This window comes from Actinomadura sp. J1-007, from assembly GCF_009793335.1.
GTDB classification, from domain to species: domain Bacteria; phylum Actinomycetota; class Actinomycetes; order Streptosporangiales; family Streptosporangiaceae; genus Spirillospora; species Spirillospora yumaensis.
Window position 1 is genome coordinate 856,246 of sequence record NZ_WING01000001.1, and the last position, 17,552, is coordinate 873,797.

General features: G+C 76.2%; 14 protein-coding genes and 1 pseudogene. 4 read left to right on the plus strand and 11 right to left on the minus strand.

The features are described from left to right. Positions 1–10 precede the first annotated feature (10 nt). Positions 11–529, plus strand: a complete 519-nt coding sequence (locus GEV43_RS03870; protein ID WP_175249972.1) for a hypothetical protein — start codon at positions 11–13, stop codon at positions 527–529. Here the strand turns inward: GEV43_RS03870 and GEV43_RS03875 are convergent. Genes GEV43_RS03875 through GEV43_RS03895 form a run of 5 tightly spaced genes read right to left on the minus strand, consistent with a single transcriptional unit; the run spans position 526 to position 7,385 of the window. After that, positions 526–1,386 carry a TIGR03619 family F420-dependent LLM class oxidoreductase gene (locus GEV43_RS03875; RefSeq protein WP_160819509.1) on the minus strand — a complete coding sequence of 287 codons (861 nt, stop codon included), beginning with the start codon at positions 1,384–1,386 and terminating at the stop codon, positions 526–528. The genes GEV43_RS03870 and GEV43_RS03875 overlap by 4 nt on opposite strands. Further along, a complete protein-coding gene (locus tag GEV43_RS03880; RefSeq protein ID WP_160819510.1) occupies positions 1,383–3,101 on the minus strand; it encodes a hydantoinase B/oxoprolinase family protein in 1,719 nt (572 codons plus the stop codon). Before GEV43_RS03880 ends, GEV43_RS03875 begins: the two co-directional genes overlap by 4 nt. After that, on the minus strand, positions 3,086–4,627 hold the full coding sequence (locus tag GEV43_RS03885; protein ID WP_309239437.1) for a hydantoinase/oxoprolinase family protein: 1,542 nt from the start codon (positions 4,625–4,627) through the stop codon (positions 3,086–3,088). The genes GEV43_RS03880 and GEV43_RS03885 overlap by 16 nt, the downstream gene beginning before the upstream one ends. After that, positions 4,558–6,258: a hydantoinase/oxoprolinase N-terminal domain-containing protein gene (locus tag GEV43_RS49370; protein ID WP_241682772.1), complete on the minus strand. Its 1,701-nt coding sequence runs from the start codon at positions 6,256–6,258 to the stop codon at positions 4,558–4,560. Before GEV43_RS49370 ends, GEV43_RS03885 begins: the two co-directional genes overlap by 70 nt. Continuing rightward, positions 6,255–7,385 (minus strand): acyl-CoA dehydrogenase family protein, encoded by a 1,131-nt coding sequence (locus tag GEV43_RS03895; RefSeq protein ID WP_160819511.1) that lies wholly within the window; start codon positions 7,383–7,385, stop codon positions 6,255–6,257. Before GEV43_RS03895 ends, GEV43_RS49370 begins: the two co-directional genes overlap by 4 nt. A 132-nt stretch (positions 7,386–7,517) precedes the next feature. Between GEV43_RS03895 and GEV43_RS03905 the strand changes: the two are divergent. Then, a pseudogene (locus tag GEV43_RS03905) lies at positions 7,518–8,305 on the plus strand (SDR family NAD(P)-dependent oxidoreductase). A gap of 47 nt (positions 8,306–8,352) precedes the next feature. Here the strand turns inward: GEV43_RS03905 and GEV43_RS03910 are convergent. Beyond that, a complete protein-coding gene (locus GEV43_RS03910) occupies positions 8,353–9,078 on the minus strand; it encodes a GntR family transcriptional regulator (protein ID WP_160819514.1) in 726 nt (241 codons plus the stop codon). A gap of 200 nt (positions 9,079–9,278) precedes the next feature. Here GEV43_RS03910 and GEV43_RS03915 point away from each other — a divergent pair, with 200 nt between their 5' ends. Beyond that, positions 9,279–9,773 (plus strand): ATP-binding protein, encoded by a 495-nt coding sequence (locus GEV43_RS03915; RefSeq protein ID WP_175249973.1) that lies wholly within the window; start codon positions 9,279–9,281, stop codon positions 9,771–9,773. On the opposite strand, the gene GEV43_RS03920 is transcribed toward GEV43_RS03915, so the two are convergent. Further along, positions 9,727–10,509, minus strand: coding sequence for an AraC family transcriptional regulator (locus GEV43_RS03920; protein WP_160819515.1), 783 nt, complete (start codon positions 10,507–10,509; stop codon positions 9,727–9,729). The two genes, GEV43_RS03915 and GEV43_RS03920, sit on opposite strands and share 47 nt — an antisense overlap. 66 nt (positions 10,510–10,575) lie before the next feature. Between GEV43_RS03920 and GEV43_RS03925 the strand changes: the two genes are divergently transcribed. Then, positions 10,576–11,151, plus strand: coding sequence for a TIGR03086 family metal-binding protein (locus GEV43_RS03925; protein WP_160819516.1), 576 nt, complete (start codon positions 10,576–10,578; stop codon positions 11,149–11,151). A 22-nt stretch (positions 11,152–11,173) separates the two neighbouring features. On the opposite strand, the gene GEV43_RS03930 is transcribed toward GEV43_RS03925, so the two are convergent. From GEV43_RS03930 to GEV43_RS03945, 4 genes are all read right to left on the minus strand, one after another. After that, on the minus strand, positions 11,174–11,797 hold the full coding sequence (locus tag GEV43_RS03930; RefSeq protein WP_160819517.1) for a PaaI family thioesterase: 624 nt from the start codon (positions 11,795–11,797) through the stop codon (positions 11,174–11,176). A 55-nt stretch (positions 11,798–11,852) separates the two neighbouring features. Further along, complete coding sequence (locus GEV43_RS03935; RefSeq protein WP_160819518.1) at positions 11,853–13,907, minus strand: tetratricopeptide repeat protein; 2,055 nt, start codon at positions 13,905–13,907, stop codon at positions 11,853–11,855. A gap of 146 nt (positions 13,908–14,053) precedes the next feature. Next, a complete protein-coding gene (locus GEV43_RS03940; protein WP_160819519.1) occupies positions 14,054–14,794 on the minus strand; it encodes an ABC transporter ATP-binding protein in 741 nt (246 codons plus the stop codon). Beyond that, a complete protein-coding gene (locus GEV43_RS03945; protein ID WP_160819520.1) occupies positions 14,791–17,511 on the minus strand; it encodes an ATP-binding cassette domain-containing protein in 2,721 nt (906 codons plus the stop codon). The genes GEV43_RS03940 and GEV43_RS03945 overlap by 4 nt, the downstream gene beginning before the upstream one ends. Positions 17,512–17,552 lie beyond the last annotated feature (41 nt).

Sequence of the window (17,552 nt, forward strand, 5' to 3'; positions counted from 1 at the left end):
CCATGTGCCCATGCGTCGCGCGATGTCTTATGTTGCGCCCTGGGCGGCGGCGACCGCGCTCGCGGTGGCGCTCTCATGGCTCGGCGTGCGCGACGTCGTGCGCGGCGCGGTGTCCGACCGGGAGACCCCGCCGCCGATCGGCGGGCCGGTGATCCACGGCAGCCCGTCGATGCCGCCGCCGTCGCGGAGCGTGGGGTCGCCGACGGCGCGTCCGGTCCCGTCCGAGGGCGACCAGTCGGCGGCGACCACCGCGCCCGTCCCGGCTCCGACGCGGACGCGGCCGAAGCCGCAGCCGTCGCGTTCCCCGGCCAACGTGCGCAGCTACGCGACGCGCGGCGGGCGCGCCGCCCTGGCGATCGTGAACGGGCGCGTGCGGCTCGTGTCGGCGACGCCCAACCCGGGTTACGAGACGCGGGTGACCGAGGCGGACGGCTGGCTGCGCGTCGACTTCCTGGGCGACGAGCACACCAGCTCGGTCATCGCGACCTGGTACCAGCGCGCTCCGGCCGTCCGCGTCTACGAGTACTAGAGCGGCTTCGCGGTGGACGTCAGGGCGTGGTCGGCGGCGAAGGCGGCGAGGCGTTCCGCGGCCTCGCGGGTACGGGTCCAGGGGCGGACGATCAGGCGGTCGACGCCGAGGCGCTCCCAGTCGTCGATCTCGTCGGGGCCGGACAGCTCGTAGGCGTGCACGGTGATCTCGAACGGCTCGTCCGCGCGCCCGGCCTCCTCGCGGTAGCGGCGGAGCAGGTCGAGCCGCGGGCGGACGCGGTCGAGGGTCTGCGGCATGCTGATCCAGCCGTCGCACAGCGTCGCGGCGCGGCGCAGCGCGGCCTTCGACTCGCCGCCCGCGACGACGGGCAGCCGCGCCTGCACGGGCTTCGGCTCGAACGCGACCTCGGGGAAGGAGAAGAACGCGCCGCGGTGCTCGACGGCGTCCTCGGTCCAGAGGCGGCGCGCGACCTCGATCGCCTCGTTCAGGCGGGGTCCGCGGGTGGCGAAGTCGACCCCGGCGGCGATCCACTCCCCCTCGTACCAGCCCGCGCCGACGCCGGCGATCGCGCGCCCGCCGGAGATCTGGTCGAGCGTCGCGAACGCGCGGGCCGCGACGAACGGGTGCCGCAGCCCGAACAGGTACACGGCGGTGCCGAGCCGGACCCGTTCGGTCACGGCGGCGAGCGCGCACAGGTAGGCGGGCGCGTCGAACAGCGGGGTCGAGGGGCGGATGCCCGGCTCTTCCGTGCCCGGGTACCGGGCCGTGGACAGGTCGGTCGCGAAGACCAGGTGCTCGGGCAGCCACACCGACTCGAACCCGAGGCGGTCGGCGTCCACGGCGAGGTCGCGCCAGATCGCGGGGTGGACGAGCCCCAGCGGCACTCCGAACTTCACGCCATCGCCTCCGGCTCGGGATTCGGATTCGCATCGGGAGAAGGGTCGGGGGAAGGGGCCGTCGTGCGGCCGTCGGCCCGGTCGCGGGCGGCCGCCTCGGGGGCGCGGTCGGCGGGGTCGCCGTAGCCGCCGCCTCCGGACGTCTCGACCACCAGGGCGTCCCCGGCGGCGAGCGGCTGGCGGGTGGCCTTGGTGCCGAGGGGCTCGCGGGTGCCGTCCGGGCGTTCGCGGTAGTAGCCGCCGGCGCGGCCCGGTCCGCCGCCCGCCGCGCCGGGCGGGGGGCGCAGGAGGCGGTCGCCGCGGGTGTCGACGCGCGCGTCCTCCAGCATCCGGATGACGGTGCGGGTGCCGAGGCCGCCGCGGTGGCGTCCGGCGCCGCCGGAGCCGGGGATGAGGGAGACCTCCTCGACGCGGACGGGGAGGCGGGCCTCGATGGGCTCGGCCTGGGGGATGATGTTCCGGCCGCCGCCGAAGAGGGCGCCCGTCGCGTCGGCGCCGTCGCGGTCCTCGCGGGCTCCCGCGCCGCCGAGGTCGAACGACATGTGCAGCCACGGCTTCCGTACGCCGCTGATGCTGAACGCCTGGAGGATGCCGGACGCCGCGACGCCCCGCCGTCCTTCGGTGAACGCGCCCGTGACGGCGGCGAAGATGGCCTCCTCCGCCGCGGCGACCGTGCCGAAGCGGCCCCCGCCGGGGAACGGGGGCGTGCAGTGCACCAGCGTCCCGCGCGGCATGCGGACGTCCACCGGCGCGAAGCAGCCCTCGTTCATGGGCAGGGACGGGTCGACGAAGCAGCGGACGGCGTACATGACGCCGCCGTGCGTCTGGGAGAAGCCGGAGTTGATCGGCAGCGGGACCTGCTCGTCGGTGCCGTCGAAGTCCACGGCGAGGCCGCCGTCGCCGTCGGCGGTGACCGCGACGCGGACGGTGTGGCCGTCGTCGAGCCGGTACTCGCCGCGGTGCGTGCCCGGCGGGAGCGCGGCGAGGCCCTCGCGCATGCGGCGCTCGGTGTGGGCGAGGTAGTCCTCGACGCCGCGCGCGAGGCCGTCCGGGGTGTGCGACTCGATGATCTCCTCAAGCCGCCGCGCCGCGACGTTCGCGCCCGCGATGAGCGCGCGCAGGTCGCCGACGAGCTTGCCGGGGGTGCGGCTGTTGGCGGCGAGGACGCGGACGAGGTCGTCCACCAGGCCGTCCGCGGTGGCGATGCGGACGGGCGGGAGCTGGACGCCTTCGAGGAAGATGTCGGTCGCGTCCGACGCCATGCCGCCCGCCGACAGGCCGGACAGGTCGGCGACGTGGATGAGCGTCCCGGTGAAGTAGGCGGGCGCGCCGTCCACGAAGACGGGGCGGAAGACCAGGAGGTCGTTGGCGTGGATGCCGCCCTGGTAGACGTCGTTCAGCACGAACACGTCGCCGGGCGCCATCGTCTCGGCCGGGTACGCCTTCAGGACGTACGGCAGGCCGCTGCGCAGGCTGGCGCACTGGATCAGCGCGGTCGAGAGCGAGTGCGCGACCAGCCGCCCGCGCGCGTCGAGGATCGCGGCGGCGGCGTCGGCGCCCTCCACGATGAACGTCGAGTAAGCGGAGCGGACCACGACGATGCTGGCCTCCTCCGCCGCGACGCACAGCGCGTTGCGCAGGATCTCGGCGGTGAGGGCGGCGGTCGTGTCGTCGCCGCCCGCGTCCGGGCCGGGGGCGGTCACGTCGCGGGCCATGAGCCTCCTTCGAGGAGCAGCGCGCCGTGCTCGTCCACGGCGCCGTGCCAGCCGGGCGGGACGAGCAGCGAGCACTGGGGTTCGGTGACGACGCAGGGCCCGGCGAGGACCTCGCCGGGCGCGCAGCTCTCGCGGGTCCGTACGGGCACGTCGCGGAACGAGCCGTCCAGCCAGACGCGGCGCGTGCCCGGCGGGTCCGTCGACGGACGGTGCCCGGCGGCGGGGACGTCGTCCGGGGAGGACGGCAGGACGACGCGCACGCGCGCGGTGGTGAGCTCGACCGGGTCGCGCAGGTCGATGCCGTACGACTCGTTGTAGCGCTTGTAGAACTCCTCGGTGGCGCGCTGGACGGTCTCCGGCGTGACCGGCCCGGCGGGCAGCTCGACCGTGAACGCGTGCGCCTGCCCGACGAACCGGATCCCGATCGACCGTACGACCTGCGGCGCGTCGTCCGGGGCGACCGACAGGTCGGAGCGGGCGGCGCGTTCGAGGTCGGCGAGGGCGTCGCCGAGCTCGCCGAGCGCGTCGCGGCTCGCCGAGCAGGACACGAGGGTGGCCGCGGGCGCGAGGAAGGTCCGGGCCCGTTCGATGGCGAGGTCGGCGTGCAGGAGCCCGACCGCCGACCCGACGCCGGCGCGCGGCGGGACGAGCACGCGCGCGATGCCGAACCGCTCGGCGAGCCGGGCGACGTGGGTGGGCGCGGCGCCGCCGAGCGCGACGAGGGTGAACCCGCGCGGGTCGATGCCGCGGCGGACGGTCACCACGTGCACGGCGGCGCCCATCTGCGCGTTCGCGATGTCGTGGATGGCGGCGGCGGCCTCGACCACGCCGACGCCGAGGGGCGCGGCGACGTGCCGTTCGACGGCCTCGCGCGCGCGTTCGGGCGACAGGCGCAGCTCGCCGAACCCGCCGGGGTCGAGGTAGCCGAGGACGAGGTTCGCGTCGGTGACGGTGGGCAGCTCGCCGCCGCGCCCGTAGCAGGCCGGGCCGGGGTCCGCGCCCGCCGAGCGGGGGCCGACGCGGAGCGTCCCGCCGTCGGTCCAGGCGATCGAGCCGCCGCCGGAGCCGACCTCGGCCAGGTCGATCGCGGGCACCTTGATCGGCACGCCGGTGCCGGGGCGGCGGCCGCCGAAGCTGCCCTTGCCGCCGACCTGGAACTCGTGCGTGATGCCGGGGCGCCCGCCGCGCACCAGCCCGGCCTTCGCGGTCGTCCCGCCCATGTCGAACGAGATCAGGTCGGCGAGGCCGCGCCGCGCGCCCTGCCGCGCGGCGGCGATCACCCCGGCGGCGGGGCCGGACTCGATCGTGTAGACGGCGCGGGACGCGGCGAGCGCGGCGGGCAGCACGCCGCCCGCCGACTCCATCACCCGGACGGGCGCGGTGACGCCGAGGCCGCGCAGGCGCTCGCCGAGCCGCCGCAGGTAGGCGGCCATGACCGGGCCGACGTACGCCGACATCAGCGTGGTCGTCGCGCGCTCGTACTCGCCGAGCTCCGGCCACACGGCGGACGACACGACGACGGGCACGCCGTCCGGGAGGCGGGCGGCGACGATCTCCGCGAGGCGTTCCTCGTGCGCGGGGTTGACGTAGGAGTGGAGCAGGCAGATCGCGACGGCGGAGACCCGAGCGCGGCGATCTCGTCCGCGACGCGCGCGGCGGCGTCCTCGTCGAGCGGGGTGAGCACGGCGCCGTTCGCGGCGATCCGCTCGGGGACGGCGAACGTGCGGGTGAGCGGGACGGGCGGGTCCGGCTGCTCGTACGCCAGGTCGTACCGCTCCTCCTCCACCCGGGCCTGCCGCCCGAGCGCGAGCATCGACCGGAACCCCTCGGTCGTGACGAACGCGACGGGCACGCCGGTCCGTTCGAGGATCACGTTGGTGGCGAGCGTCGTGGCGTGCACGAACCGCCCGACCTCGCCGGGCGCCGTGCCCGACGCGGCGAGGACCTGCTCGACGCCCCGCATCAGCCCGTCCGCCGGGTCGTCCGGCGTGGTGAGCGTCTTGGCGACCCGGATCCGCCCGTCCGCGCCGGTCAGCACCACGTCGGTGAACGTGCCGCCGACGTCGCTGGCGAGGGTGATGGTCATCCGATCCTCCTCCGGAACGGGCTCGGTCGGAACGGGGTCACGGGAGGCGGGGGGCTGCGGGCCGGGGCCGTCCAGGAGGGCGGCGCGCAGGCGGGCGCGGTGCGGCCCGTCGTCGCCCCACGCGGCGCGGAGCGCGACGACCCGGTTGAGCCACAGCCCGAGGTGCAGCTCGTCGGTGTAGCCGATCGCGCCGTGGACCTGGAGCGCCGTACGGGCGGCGAGGTGCGCGGCGCGGCTCGCGGCCGTCTTCGCCGCCGACACGTCCCGGCGGGCGGTGGGCGCGTCGTGCGTGGCGGAGTACGCGGCGCGGTAGACGAGCGGCGCGGCGAACTCCAGCGCGACGGCCACGTCGGCGAGCCGGTGCTTGACCGCCTGGAACGACCCGATGACCTTGCCGAACTGGCGCCGCTGCCGCGCGTACCCGACGGCCTCCTCGCGCAGCCGCCGGCCGAGCCCGACGAGCTGCGCGGCGGTGGCGAGGGCCGCGCGTTCGAACGCCGCGCTCCCCGCCGCCTCCCCCGCCGGCCCGCCGTCCGCCGGGATCGACCCGGTGTGCGGGGCGGACTCGTTCGGGGCGGGCAGGTCGTCGGTGAACAGGCGGCGGGTCGCGTCCACCGACGCGCGCGGGGTGAGCGTGACGCTCTCGCGCGGCGCGACGGTCGCGCCCGCGACGACGAGGCCGGCGAGGTCGGCGTCGGGCAGGTACGGGGACCCGGCGGGGCGCGCGGACACGATGAGCGTGCCCTCGGCGATCCGCTCGTGGTGCTCGGCGGGGACGAGCAGGGGCGCCGCGACGGCCGTCTCGACCAGTGGTCCGGGCACCGCGAACCAGCCGGTCTCCTCGTACGCGAGGACGGTGTCGAGCGGCGTCAGCCCGAGCCCGCCGCGCTCCTCGGGCAGGTGCGCGCCGAGGAGCCCGACGTCGGCGAGGGCGCGCCACGCCGGGCCGGGGCGCGCGGAGGCGTCGGCGCGGGCGGCCGCGCGGACCGCGTCCGGCGGGCAGGTCTTGTCGAGCACCTCGCGGACCGTCTCGGCCAGGAGCCACTGGTCTTCGTTGAAGGAGAACCTCATCTCGGCAGCCCCAGGACGCGCTCGGCGATGATGTTGCGCTGGATCTCGTTGGTCCCGGCGTAGATCGGCCCGGCGAGCGCGAACAGGTACCCGTCCAGCCAGGGCCCGGCGACGGGCGCGCCGGGGCCGAGCAGGTCGAGGGCCAGCTCGTGCATGCGCAGGTCCAGCTCCGACCAGAACACCTTCATCAGGCTGGAGTCGGCGCCGAGCTCGACGCCCTCGGCGAGGCGGGCGGCGGCGCGGAAGGTGTGCAGCCGGTACGCCTCGCTGTCGGTCCACGCCTGGACGGCGGCGTCGCGCAGGGACGGGTCGGCGCTGCCGCGCGCCAGGTCCAGGAGCCGGTCGGCGGTCGCCATGAACCGCCCGGGGCTGCGCAGGGTGAGGCCGCGCTCGGAGCTGGTGGTCGCCATCGCGACCTTCCAGCCCTGCCCGATCCCGCCGAGGACGCCGTCCGGCGGGACGCGCACGTCGTCGAAGAAGATCTCGGCGAAGCCGTGCTCGCCGTCGAGCTGCGCGATGGGCCGCACCGTCACGCCCTCGCTGTCCAGCGGCAGCATGAAGTAGGTGAGGCCGCGGTGCCGTTCGGAGTCCGGGTCGGTGCGGAACAGGCCGAAGCACCAGTCGGCGTACGCGGCGCGCGAGCTCCAGGTCTTCTGGCCGTTCAGCCGCCAGCCGCCGTCGCCGGAGGGGTCGGGCGCCGCGGTGGCGCGCAGGGCGGCGAGGTCGCTGCCCGCCTCGGGCTCCGACCACGCCTGCGCCCACACGTCGTCGGCGCGGACCATGCGCGGCAGGTGGCGGGCCTTCTGCTCCGGCGTGCCGTACGCCATGAGGGTGGGGGCCAGCAGGAAGATCCCGTTCTGGCTCACCCGGCCGGGCGCGCCGGACGCCCAGTACTCCTCCTCGAAGATCAGCCAGTCGATCAGGTCGGCGCCGCGCCCGCCGTACTCCCGCGGCCACGACACCGCGGCGAGCCGGGCGTCCGCGAGCTCGCGCTCCCAGGCCCGGTGGCGTTCGAAGCCCTCGGCGGTGTCCATCGAGGGCAGGGGCGCGGCGGGCACGTGCTCGGCGAGCCAGGCGCGCACCTCGGCGCGGAACGCCCGCCGCCGCGGGGAGAAGGTGAGATCCACACGACCTCCGGAAGGAAACCAACCTAGCGATCGCTTGGTACGCTAGCGCGCCCGTTCCCCCGCGGCAAGGGCGGTCGGCGCGGGCGGGGAGCGGCCGACGTGACCAAGCAACCGCTTGCTAAACTCCGGCGCATGTTGCTCCGCGACCGCGTCGCCGTCATCGCCGGCGCGGGCCCCGGCCTCGGCCGCACCCTCGCCGTGCTCCTCGCCCGCGAGGGCGCGCACGTGGTCCTCGCCGCCCGCAGCCCCGAGCCGCTCGCCGAGACGGCGGCCCTGGTCAGGGCCGAGCGCCGCGAGGCCCTCCCCGTCCCGACGGACGTCTCGTCCCCGCCGAGGTGGAGGCGCTGGCCGAGCGGACCGTCGGCCGCTTCGGGCGCGTGGACGTCCTGGTCAACGCCGCGTTCCCCGGCACGCACCGCAGGAACGTCCTCGACATGGACGCCGCGTACCTGGAGCAGTGGCGCAGGACCGTCGAGATCGCGACGTACGGCACGCTCCTGGCCTGCCGCCACTTCGCCCCGCACATGGTCGCCGCGGGCCACGGCTCCATCGTCAACCTGACCTCGATGTCCAGCCGTACGGGCTACGCGGGCCGCAGCGACTACGCCGCGGGGAAGGCCGGCGTCCACCTGCTCTCGCACTGCCTCGCCGACGAGCTGGGGCCCTCGGGCGTCCGCGTCAACTGCGTCGCGCCCGGCTGGATCGCCAGCGACGTCCTGGACGACTGGATGCGCGCCCGCGCCGCCGCCGAGGGCGTCCCGTACGAGGAGATCCTCGCCCGCGACGTCAACGCCATGGCCCTGCGCCGCATCGCCACCGAGGAGGACGTCGCCCGCGCCGTGCTCTGGCTCGCCTCGGACCACTCGGCCGCCACCACCGGCGCCACCATCGACGTCAACGCGGGCCACCAGTTCACCTGACCCGCGCCGCGCCCGCGCAGCCCCGCGCCGCGCCCCTCGGGCGCGCGTCAGCCGGCGTCCCCGGCGGCCCACTCGTACGAGAGCCGCCACAGGTGGCTCGGGAACACGTTGAAGGCGACCTCCAGCGCCTCGCCGCCCTCGCCGCGTGCCACCCGCCGCACCTCCAGCACGTACTGCGAACGGCTGATGCGCAGGAACTCCAGCTCGTCGGCCAGCGGGCGCCGCGCCTCGATGTCCTCCGAGAACCGGACGACCCGGTGGCCGCGCTCGGCGAGCCGCCGGTAGATCCCCGCGGGCTCGGCGTCCGGGTGGGCGAGTTCGACGCCGCCGGCGACCGAGAGCGGGATGTACGAGGTCGCCATCTGCACCGGGCGCTCGTCGGCGAACATGTGGCGCTCGCGCAGCAGGACGCCGTCGCCGGGAGGGATGCCGAGGCACTCCGCGACGGCGGGCGGCGCGTCGGCGGCCTCGACCCGCACCAGCTCCGTCCGAGGGGCGATGCCCGCCTCGCGCATCTCGTCGGCGAACGCGCTGCCGGACCCGTCGCCCCGGGCCGGGACGCGCCTGACGCGCCGGGCCGCGGGCGCCTCCAGCACGAACGAGCCGCGCCCGTGCTCGGTGCGGATGTAGCCCTCGGCCTCCAGCAGCGCGATCGCGCGGTTGATGGACGTCTGGTTGAGCCCGTACCTGCGCGCCAGCTCGGGCTGGCTCGGCAGGGCGTGACCGGGCCGGACGTCGCCGCGCACGATCGCCTCGCGCAGTTCGTCGGCCACCTGCCGATAGCGCGCTCTGGGCCGTTCCAAGCCCACCGGCCCTCCCACCGTCCGCTAGATGAACTCCGGCCTTGGCGACCATATCGGCGGCGCGCCGTCCCCGCCGGGCCCCGTCCGCACGATTCCCGAACCTTCATATGACATATGTGTTAGCTTCGCCGCGGAGTGGGTGGAGCCGAGAGCTGCCGAGGAGCGGAACGATGCGCCTGAACCCGGACGTCCTGGACCGGCCCTACTACAGCCTCGCGCTGCGTCCCGCCGACGCGGCGGTGCGCGTCGCCCGGGAGCTGCTCAAGGCCGCGCTCGCCGAGTGGGACGCCTCCCACCTCGCGGACGACGCGGCGCTCGTCGCGAGCGAGCTGGTGACCAACGCCGTCCGCTGCGCGCGCTCCGTGGTGATGACCGTCCGCGCCGGGGACGCCGGGCGGATCACCCTGGAGGTCTGGGACGACAGCCCCGAGCCGCCAGTTCCGCGCGGCGACGACCCGACGGGCGGCTGCGGCCGGGGCTCGTCATCGTCGAGGCGCTCGCGGACGTGTGGGGGTGGGGGCCCGCCGACGGCGGCAAGTGCGTCTGGGCCGTCCTCGGAACACACGGCACCGAGCGAACGGAGCGAACGGAGCGAACCGACGGGAGGGAAGGCGCGGGTCAGGAGCGGGAGTAGGCGGCCGGGGGGACGCCGACCGTGGCGGTGAAGTCCCTCGTGAGGTGGGACTGGTCGGCGTAGCCGAGGTCGGTGGCGAGGCGCGCCCAGTCGACCGGCGCGCCGGAGTCGGCGCGGGACGCGGCCTCGTGGAGGCGGGCGCGGCGCAGCACCCACTTCGGGCTCGTTCCGACGTGGTCGGCGAAGAGGCGCTGGAGGGTGCGCACCGAGACGCCGAACTCGCGGGCGGCCTGGTCGACGCGCAGCAGCCCCGGGTCGGCCATCAGGCGGTCGACCATCCCGGCGGCCTCCACGGCCGCCGGGTCCGGGGCCGCGGGGAGGAGCGGCAGCAGGAACCGCTCCGCCGCCGCGATCATCTCCTGGAGGGACGCGGCGGCGAGGACGGCGCGCCCGGCCTCGGCCACCCCCGGGCCGAGGAACGTCTCGGCGGGGACGCGGCGGTCGGCCAGCTCCGCGACCGGCCCGGTGGTGAACGAGCGGAACGCGCCCGGCCGGAACTTGACGCCCAGCACCTGCCCCTCGCCCTCCAGCCGCCGCACGAACAGCCCCCGCACGGGCCCGTAGACGAGGGGCGCGGGCTCCTCGAACACGAGGTGGACGTTGGGGTAGGAGAGCACCTTGGAGTCGTACGGCGCCCCGACGCGCCAGCGGACGTGCCAGTACAGCTCGACGAACGGCGAGGGCGGGTCGGGCGCCCGCCCCGAGGTCTCCACGCGAGGGGCGTGCTCGTCCGGGTACAGGACGCCCCTCGGCGGGCGCGCATCCATGGGCCCCAGGCTATCTGGCGCGTTTGTTCAAGAGCGGGCGCCGGCGCCGTCCCTAGGGTCGAAGGCATGGAAGACCTGCACAAACTCATGAACGAGTGCGCGGCGGAGGCGGCCCGGGTGGCGCGCGGCGTCACGCCCGACCGCCTCGGCGACCGCACCCCCTGCGCGGAGTTCGACGTCCGCGCGCTGGTGAACCACTGGGTCACGTTCACCTCGTACGGGCTGGAGTGCCGGGCGCGCCGCGTCCCCCTCCCCGAGGTGGTGCTCGAACGGGACCACGCGGGCGAGGACGGGTGGGCCGAGACGTACGCGGAGCGGCTGGACCGGGCGGTCGCGGCGTGGGCGGAGCCGGGCGTCTGGCAGGGCGACATCGACCTCGGGTTCATGGCGATGCCCGCCCCGGAGCTCGCCTCGGTCGTCGTCAAGGAGATGGCCGTGCACGGATGGGACGTGGCACGCGCCACGGGCCAGGACTTCCGCGCGTCGGAGGCGCTGGGCGCGCTGGTCCTGGACGTCGTGGAGCGGCACGGCGCCACCTACCGGGAGTACGACGGGTTCGCCGATCCCGTGCCGGTCCCCGACGGGGCCTCGGCGTTCGAGCGCGCGATCGCCCTCTCCGGCCGCGACCCCGCATGGCGATAGCGCCCGCGTCCAGCCGGGCGGGTCAGCGGACGGGCATGACGAACATCGCCGTCGCCTCGACCGTGACGCGTCCGTCCGGACCGGTGATCCTGGCCTCGGCGAACGTCTTGCGGCCCTCCGAGCCCGACGCCTTGCCCTCCGCGACGAGCGGCACGCCGAACGGCGTCGGGCGGCGGTAGCGCAAGTCGAGCCTGGCGGTCATGCCGGGCGTCCCGTTGGCGAGGGCGGCGACGCCGAGGAGCTGGTCGAGGATCATGGCCGACACGCCGCCGTGGACGAACGACGGCGGCCCCTCGTGGACGGCGCTCAGCGTGAACTCCGCGCGCGCCGTCCCGTCCGGCAGGACGGCGATGGCGACCGGCGGCGCGATCGGGTTGAGGGCGCCGCCGACCGGGTTGGCGAGCTGGCGCGCCATCCCGCCGGCCTCCGGCGGGGCGAGCGGCGGCAGGTCGTGCCGCGCGGTGCGCAGGCGGGCGGTGGCCGCCTCGACCTCGGCGGTCGCGGCCCGCACGTCGGCGGGCGGCGCGGCGGTCAGCACGGCGGCCTCGATCAGCTCGCGGACGGCGGCGGCGAGACCGGCCCGGTCCGCCACCTCGCCCTCGCCGAGCAGGTGGCGTTCGTCCGTCCGGTAGACGCGCGTCGTCATCCAGCCTCCTAGAGCCGAACTGGATTCTAGGACGCTGCGCGCGGGGGCCCGGACGTCAGGGTCGGTCGTCCCAGGCGAAGCGGACGGTCTCGTCCAGGGTGAGCGCCATGCCGCGCTCGTGGTGGCGGGCGAACGCGTCGTCGCCGAGCGCCTCGCGGGCCTGCCCCGCGAGGCGCTCGTGCACCGACTCCAGGGCGCTGTCGCCGAGCCGGGGCAGGCCGACCTGGGCCGGGAAGCGGGCCGCGGCGCCGAGCAGGGTCGCGCCGTCGGCGTAGCGGCGCTGGGCGGCGAACACCCATGCGAGCAGCTCGAACCCGTTGGTCAGGCCGACCGGGTCCTCCACGCGGCGGAACAGTTCGAGGCCGGTGCGCAGCTCGGCGGCGCACCGTTCCACGTCGCCCGCGAACCAGTGGGCCAGGGCCTTGACGTAGCCGCCCCACGCCCGCACCCAGCCCTCGGCGGGCGCGTCCTCCAGCAGCCGGAACGCCTCGTCGCACTCGGCGAGCGCGGCGGCGGGCTCGCCGAAGCGGGCGCAGTGGAAGCCGCGCAGCACGCGCAGCAGGATGAGGTCGGCGCGCAGGCCGCGGCGCCGCAGGATCTCCAGCGCCTCATCGAAGCAGCGCCCGGCGCGGTCGCCGTCGCCCATGAACGTGGCGGCGGTGCCGAGGGTGCGCTGGGTGCGGGCGTAGCCGACCTCGTCGCCGTCGCGCTCGGTCAGCTTCAGCGCCTCGGCGAGCAGCGGCAGGGCGCTCGGCGAGTCGCCCTGGTTGGTGCGCAGGTACGCGTTGCGCCACAGGGCGTCGGCGCGTTCGGGGGCGTCCGCGGGCACGGCGGCGAGGCCCCGGTCGAGCCAGTAGCGGCCCTCGCCGAACCGCGACCGGCACAGCCACGAGCTCCACAGGTCCGCGGCGAGCCGCAGCCCGGCGCGCTCCTCGCCGGGCACGGAGAAGCAGTAGTCGAGGGCGAGGCGGACGTTGTCGCGCTCGGCGTCGAGGCGGCGCGTCCAGCGCTCCTGGTCGTCGGTCAGCCAGGCCGCGGCGGCGCGGGACGCGATCCGCGCGAGGTGGTCGCGGTGCCGGGCGCGCAGGGGGCGGACGGGTTCGACCTCGTTCAGCCAGGCCGCGCCGTACTCGCGGATCGTGTCGAGCATGGCGTAGCGGTCGTCGGTCCGCTGCACGATGGACTTCTCCTCCAGCCCGCGCAGGCACTCCCCCACGGCGCCGCGGGCGAGCCGTTCGTCGGCGCAGACGGCCACGGCCATGACCCGGTCGAACCCGCCGGCGAACACCGACAGGCGCGCCCACAGCAGCCGCTCGCGCGGCTCGCACAGCTCGTGGCTCCAGCCGATCGCGGTGCGCAGCGCGCGGTGCCGGGAGACCTCGGACGGCCCGTCGGCGAGCAGCCGGAACATGTCGTCCAGCCGCCGCAGGAGCCGTTCGAGCGGCATCGTGCGCAGCCGGACGGCGGCCAGCTCGATCGCGAGCGGGACGCCGTCGAGGCGGCCGCACAGCAGCACGGCCAGGTCGCGGTCGGCGCCGGTCAGCTCGAAGCCGGGCACGGCCTCGCGGGCGCGCGCCGCGAACAGCTCGACCGCCGCCCCGTCCGCCTCGGGGGTCACCGCGAGCGGCGGGAGCGGCAGGACGTGCTCGCCGGCGAGGCCGAGCGGCTGCCTGCTGGTGACCAGCACCCGCACGCCGGGGCAGCCGCGCAGCACGGTGGTGACGAACGCGCCGCAGTCGCCGACCAGGTGCTCGCAGGTGTCCAGGACGAGCAGGAACCGCTGGTCGCGCAGGCACTCCACCAGCAGGTCGATCGTCGGTACGGGCAGCGCGTCGCGCAGCCCGAGCGCCCCGGCGACGGTGTCGGCGAGAAGCGCCCCGTCGCGGACGCCCGACAGCTCGACCATCCGGACGCCGTCGCGGAACGTCCCGGCGAGGTCGCGGGCCGCGCGCAGCGCGACGCGGGTCTTGCCGACGCCGCCGGGACCGGTCAGCGTGACCAGCCGCGCGCCGGCGAGCGCGGCGCGCACCTCGGCCAGCTCGCGGGCCCGGCCGACGAGGGGCGTCGGTTCCTCGGGCAGCTCGTCCCCGGACCGCAGCGAACCGTCCATGGCGCCGCCTCCCGCCCGTGTCCCGGGCGCCGCCCGCGCCCGGTGACCTCAGTATGCGTTCCGTCACGCACCGCACCAGAGAATTTCACCATTCCGCGGCGTCCGGCGCCACGGCCCGCCCGGCGGCGCACCGCCGGGCGGGCGGGTCAGCCGAGGTAGGCGGCGCGGACGGCGGGGTCCTCGCGGACCGCGGCGGGCTCGCCGTCGGCGATGACCCGGCCGAGGTCCAGCACGACGATCCGTTCGCAGGCCGCCATCACGAAGCCGACGTCGTGCTCGACGAGCAGCACGGTCGCGTCGAGGCCGCGCACGACGGAGGCGAACCGTTCGGACTGCTCGCCGTCCAGCCCGGACGTGGGCTCGTCCAGCAGCAGCACGGACGGCTCGTCGGCGACGGCGCGGGCCAGCTCGACCATGCGGCGCTGCCCGATGGGCAGGTCGGCGGCGTACGCGCCGGACAGCGCGCCGATGCCGCACCGGTCGAGGACCTCGGCGGCGCGCTCGCGGCGCGCGGCCTCCGCCCGCCGCCGGGCGCGCAGGCCGACCAGGTCGGCGGGCAGGCCGCCCCCGCCGCCGCGCCACTCGACCGCGGCGAGGACGTTCTCCAGGACGGTGAGCCGCCCGAACACCTGGGGCCGCTGGAACGTGCGGCGCACCCCGAGCCGCGCCCGCCGCACCGCGCCGGTCGCCGTCACGTCCTCGCCGCGCAGGCGGACGGTCCCGGTGGTGGGGCGGCGCAGCCCCGTCACCACGTCGAACAGCGTGGTCTTCCCCGCGCCGTTCGGGCCGATCACCCCGCAGGTCCGGCCCTCCTCCACCGCGAAGCTCACGCCGCTCAGGGCGTGCACGCCGCCGAACCGGACGCCGACGTCCTCCACCGCGATCACTGGTCACCCACTCCCGCCAGACCCAGGTAGGCCGAGGTCAGCTTCTCCTCGTCGACCTCGGAACGCGGGCCCGCCCAGATGATCCGGCCGGGCCCCATGAACGCGACGGTGTCGGCGAGGGCGAGCACCTCGCTCGCCTTCTCCTCCACCACCAGCAGCGCGACGCCCCGGTCGCGCAGCTCGCCGAACAGCTCGAAGACCTGCTCCACCACCATCGGCGCGAGGCCGAGCGACGGCTCGTCCGCGACGAGCACCCGGGGCGGGCGGACGAGCGCGGGCGCGAGCGCGAGGATCTGCTGCTCGCCGCCCGACAGCGCCCCCGCCGCGACGCTCCGGCGCTCGGCGAGGCGGGGCAGCCGGTCGTACACCTCGGCCCGGTCCCGCGCGGACGGGAGCCGGACGGTCAGGTTCTCCTCGACGGTCAGCGCGGGGAACACGCCGCGCCCCTCGGGCGCGAGGTAGAGGCCCGCGCGGGCGCGGCGGTGCGCGGGCCACGCCGTGACGTCCCGCCCGTCCAGCAGGACGCGCCCGGCGGTCGGGGCGAGCGTGCCGCCCGCGACCGCGCACGCGGTGGACTTGCCCGCGCCGTTCGGGCCGAGCAGCGCGACGACCTCCCCTGCCGGGACGGCGAGGTCCACGCCGCGCAGGACGGTGGCGTCCCCGTACCCGGCGACGACGTCCTGGAGGCGCAGCACGGCGCCGGCCGCGTCGGGCGTCTCCGGCCGCTCCGGCCGCTCCGGCCGCTCGGCGACCGCGGCGACCGCCGCGCCCGCGACGGCCGTCTGCGCCTCCGCGAGCCGTTCGCCGCGCTTGCGCCTCCGGTAGCGGCGCTCGGCGAACTGCGCGAGGACGCCGTCCGGGTGGCGGGCGAGGATGACGCCGCCGAGCCCGAACAGGATCATCCCGACGTACTGCGAGTCGGTCACGTTGCCCAGCACCTCGGGGAACAGCGCCATGACCAGGCCGCCGAGGACGGCGCCGCCGACGCGCCGCACGCCCTGGAGCACGACGACGGCGAGCCACACGAACCCGGTCAGCGCGGGCAGGTCGGTCGCGGTGATCTGCCCGTTGAACGTCGCGTACAGCACGCCGCCGAGCCCGGCGATCCCGGACGCGAGGGCGAACAGGGTGATCTTCGCGCGGGGCGCGGAGATGCCGACCGACTGCGCGGCGGTCGGCGCGGACCGCACGGCGAGGATCGCGCGCCCGGACGCGGACCGCTCCAGGTTGCGGATCAGCAGCGCGACGAGCCCGATGACCGCGAGCAGGACGACGACCCGCACGCGCGCGTCGTTGGTGTCGGCGAAGCCGAGCGAGAACGCGGGCAGCTTCCACCCGACGGTCCCGTTGCTGAACGCGTCGACCTGGAACAGCACCTGGTCGGCCAGCAGCGCGAGCGCGAGCGTGGCGAGCGCGAGGACGCGCCCGCCGAGCCGCAGCGCGGGCAGCGCGACGAGGATCCCGGCGGCGACGGCGGCGAGCACGCCGATCAGCAGGGCGAGCGGGAACGGCAGCCCCTTGTCGAACGCCAGCCCCGCCGACAGCGCGGCGAGCGCCGCGAACGACGCCTGCGCGAGGTTGACCATGCCGCCGATGCCGGTGACCACCACGAACGAGCAGAAGATCAGGGCGAGCACGAGGCCCTGCGCGACGAGCCCCACCCAGTAGTCGTCGCCGATCGTGAACGTCCAGACGAGCAGCGCGAGCACGCCGGCGCTCCACGGCAGCGCCCGCCGCCAGCGCGGCAGGTCGGCGAGGTAGTCGGGCGGCGGCGCGTCCTCGGCGATCGACCCGGCGGCGCGCCCGCGCGCCCGGCCGAGCACGAGCAGCCCGCCGAACAGCAGGATCGCGGGGACGGCCGTGCGGAACCCGGTGACCTTCTCGGCGAAGTCGGCGTACCCGGCGACGAGGTTCTGCACGACGCCGAGGCCGAGGCCGGCGGCGAACGTGACGGGGATCGACTGGAGCCGTCCGAACACCGCCGCCGTCGCCGACGCGAACAGCAGCACGGTGAACGCGTTGGAGTCGAGCCCGAGCGCCGGGACGGCGAGGACGCCCGCGAGCCCGCCCAGCGCGGAGCTCAGCATCCACGCCTGCGCGGACGCGGCGTCGGCGTCCACGCCGCGCAGCGCGGCGAGCGAGCGCCGGTCCACGGTCGCGCGCATCCGCAGGCCGAGCGGGGTGCGCCGCAGCAGCGTCCACAGCGCGCCCGCCGCGAGGACGGCGAGGACGAACGTGGTGAGCTGGTCGGAGTCGAGGCTCATCCCGCCGAACGGGTGCCAGGTGTGCACGGGCCGGGGGCCGAGGCCGCGCGCCGACGCGCCCTCGGTGACCTTCGGCAGGTCCGCGCCGAACGTGTCGACCAGCACGTCCACGGCCCACAGGCCGAGCGCGGGCAGCGCGATCGTCAGGCCGATCGTCGCGACGATCTGCGCGGTCTCGCCCGCCGCGGCGAGCCCGCGGAACATCAGCCGGTGCAGCAGGTAGCCGAGCAGCGGCGCGACGGCGAGGACGGCGAGCGGCCCGGCCGCCCAGACCGGCCAGCCGAGGCCGGTGGTCAGCTCGAAGAACAGCAGCGCGGTGAGGAAGCCCACGGCGCCGTGGGCGAAGTTGAAGACCCCGGTGGCCGAGTACGACAGCGTCAGCCCCGACGCCATCAGCGCGAAGATCGCTCCGGTCACCAGCCCGCTGAGGACATAGCCAAGTAGCTCGGACACACGTCACCTCCGCGTGCGTGCAGGACTCAGGGGGCGGCGCT

Excerpts from the sequence above, each read along its gene's own strand:
- GEV43_RS03925 (WP_160819516.1), top strand. The coding sequence starts at position 10,576 with ATGGAAGACCTGCACAAACTCATGAACGAGTGCGCGGCGGAGGCGGCC.
- GEV43_RS03915 (WP_175249973.1), top strand. The coding sequence starts at position 9,279 with ATGCGCCTGAACCCGGACGTCCTGGACCGGCCCTACTACAGCCTCGCG.
- GEV43_RS49370 (WP_241682772.1), bottom strand. The coding sequence starts at position 6,258 with ATGAGGTTCTCCTTCAACGAAGACCAGTGGCTCCTGGCCGAGACGGTC.
- GEV43_RS03920 (WP_160819515.1), bottom strand. The coding sequence starts at position 10,509 with ATGGATGCGCGCCCGCCGAGGGGCGTCCTGTACCCGGACGAGCACGCC.
- GEV43_RS03880 (WP_160819510.1), bottom strand. The coding sequence starts at position 3,101 with ATGGCCCGCGACGTGACCGCCCCCGGCCCGGACGCGGGCGGCGACGAC.
- GEV43_RS03930 (WP_160819517.1), bottom strand. The coding sequence starts at position 11,797 with ATGACGACGCGCGTCTACCGGACGGACGAACGCCACCTGCTCGGCGAG.
- GEV43_RS03870 (WP_175249972.1), top strand. The coding sequence starts at position 11 with ATGCGTCGCGCGATGTCTTATGTTGCGCCCTGGGCGGCGGCGACCGCG.
- GEV43_RS03935 (WP_160819518.1), bottom strand. The coding sequence starts at position 13,907 with ATGGACGGTTCGCTGCGGTCCGGGGACGAGCTGCCCGAGGAACCGACG.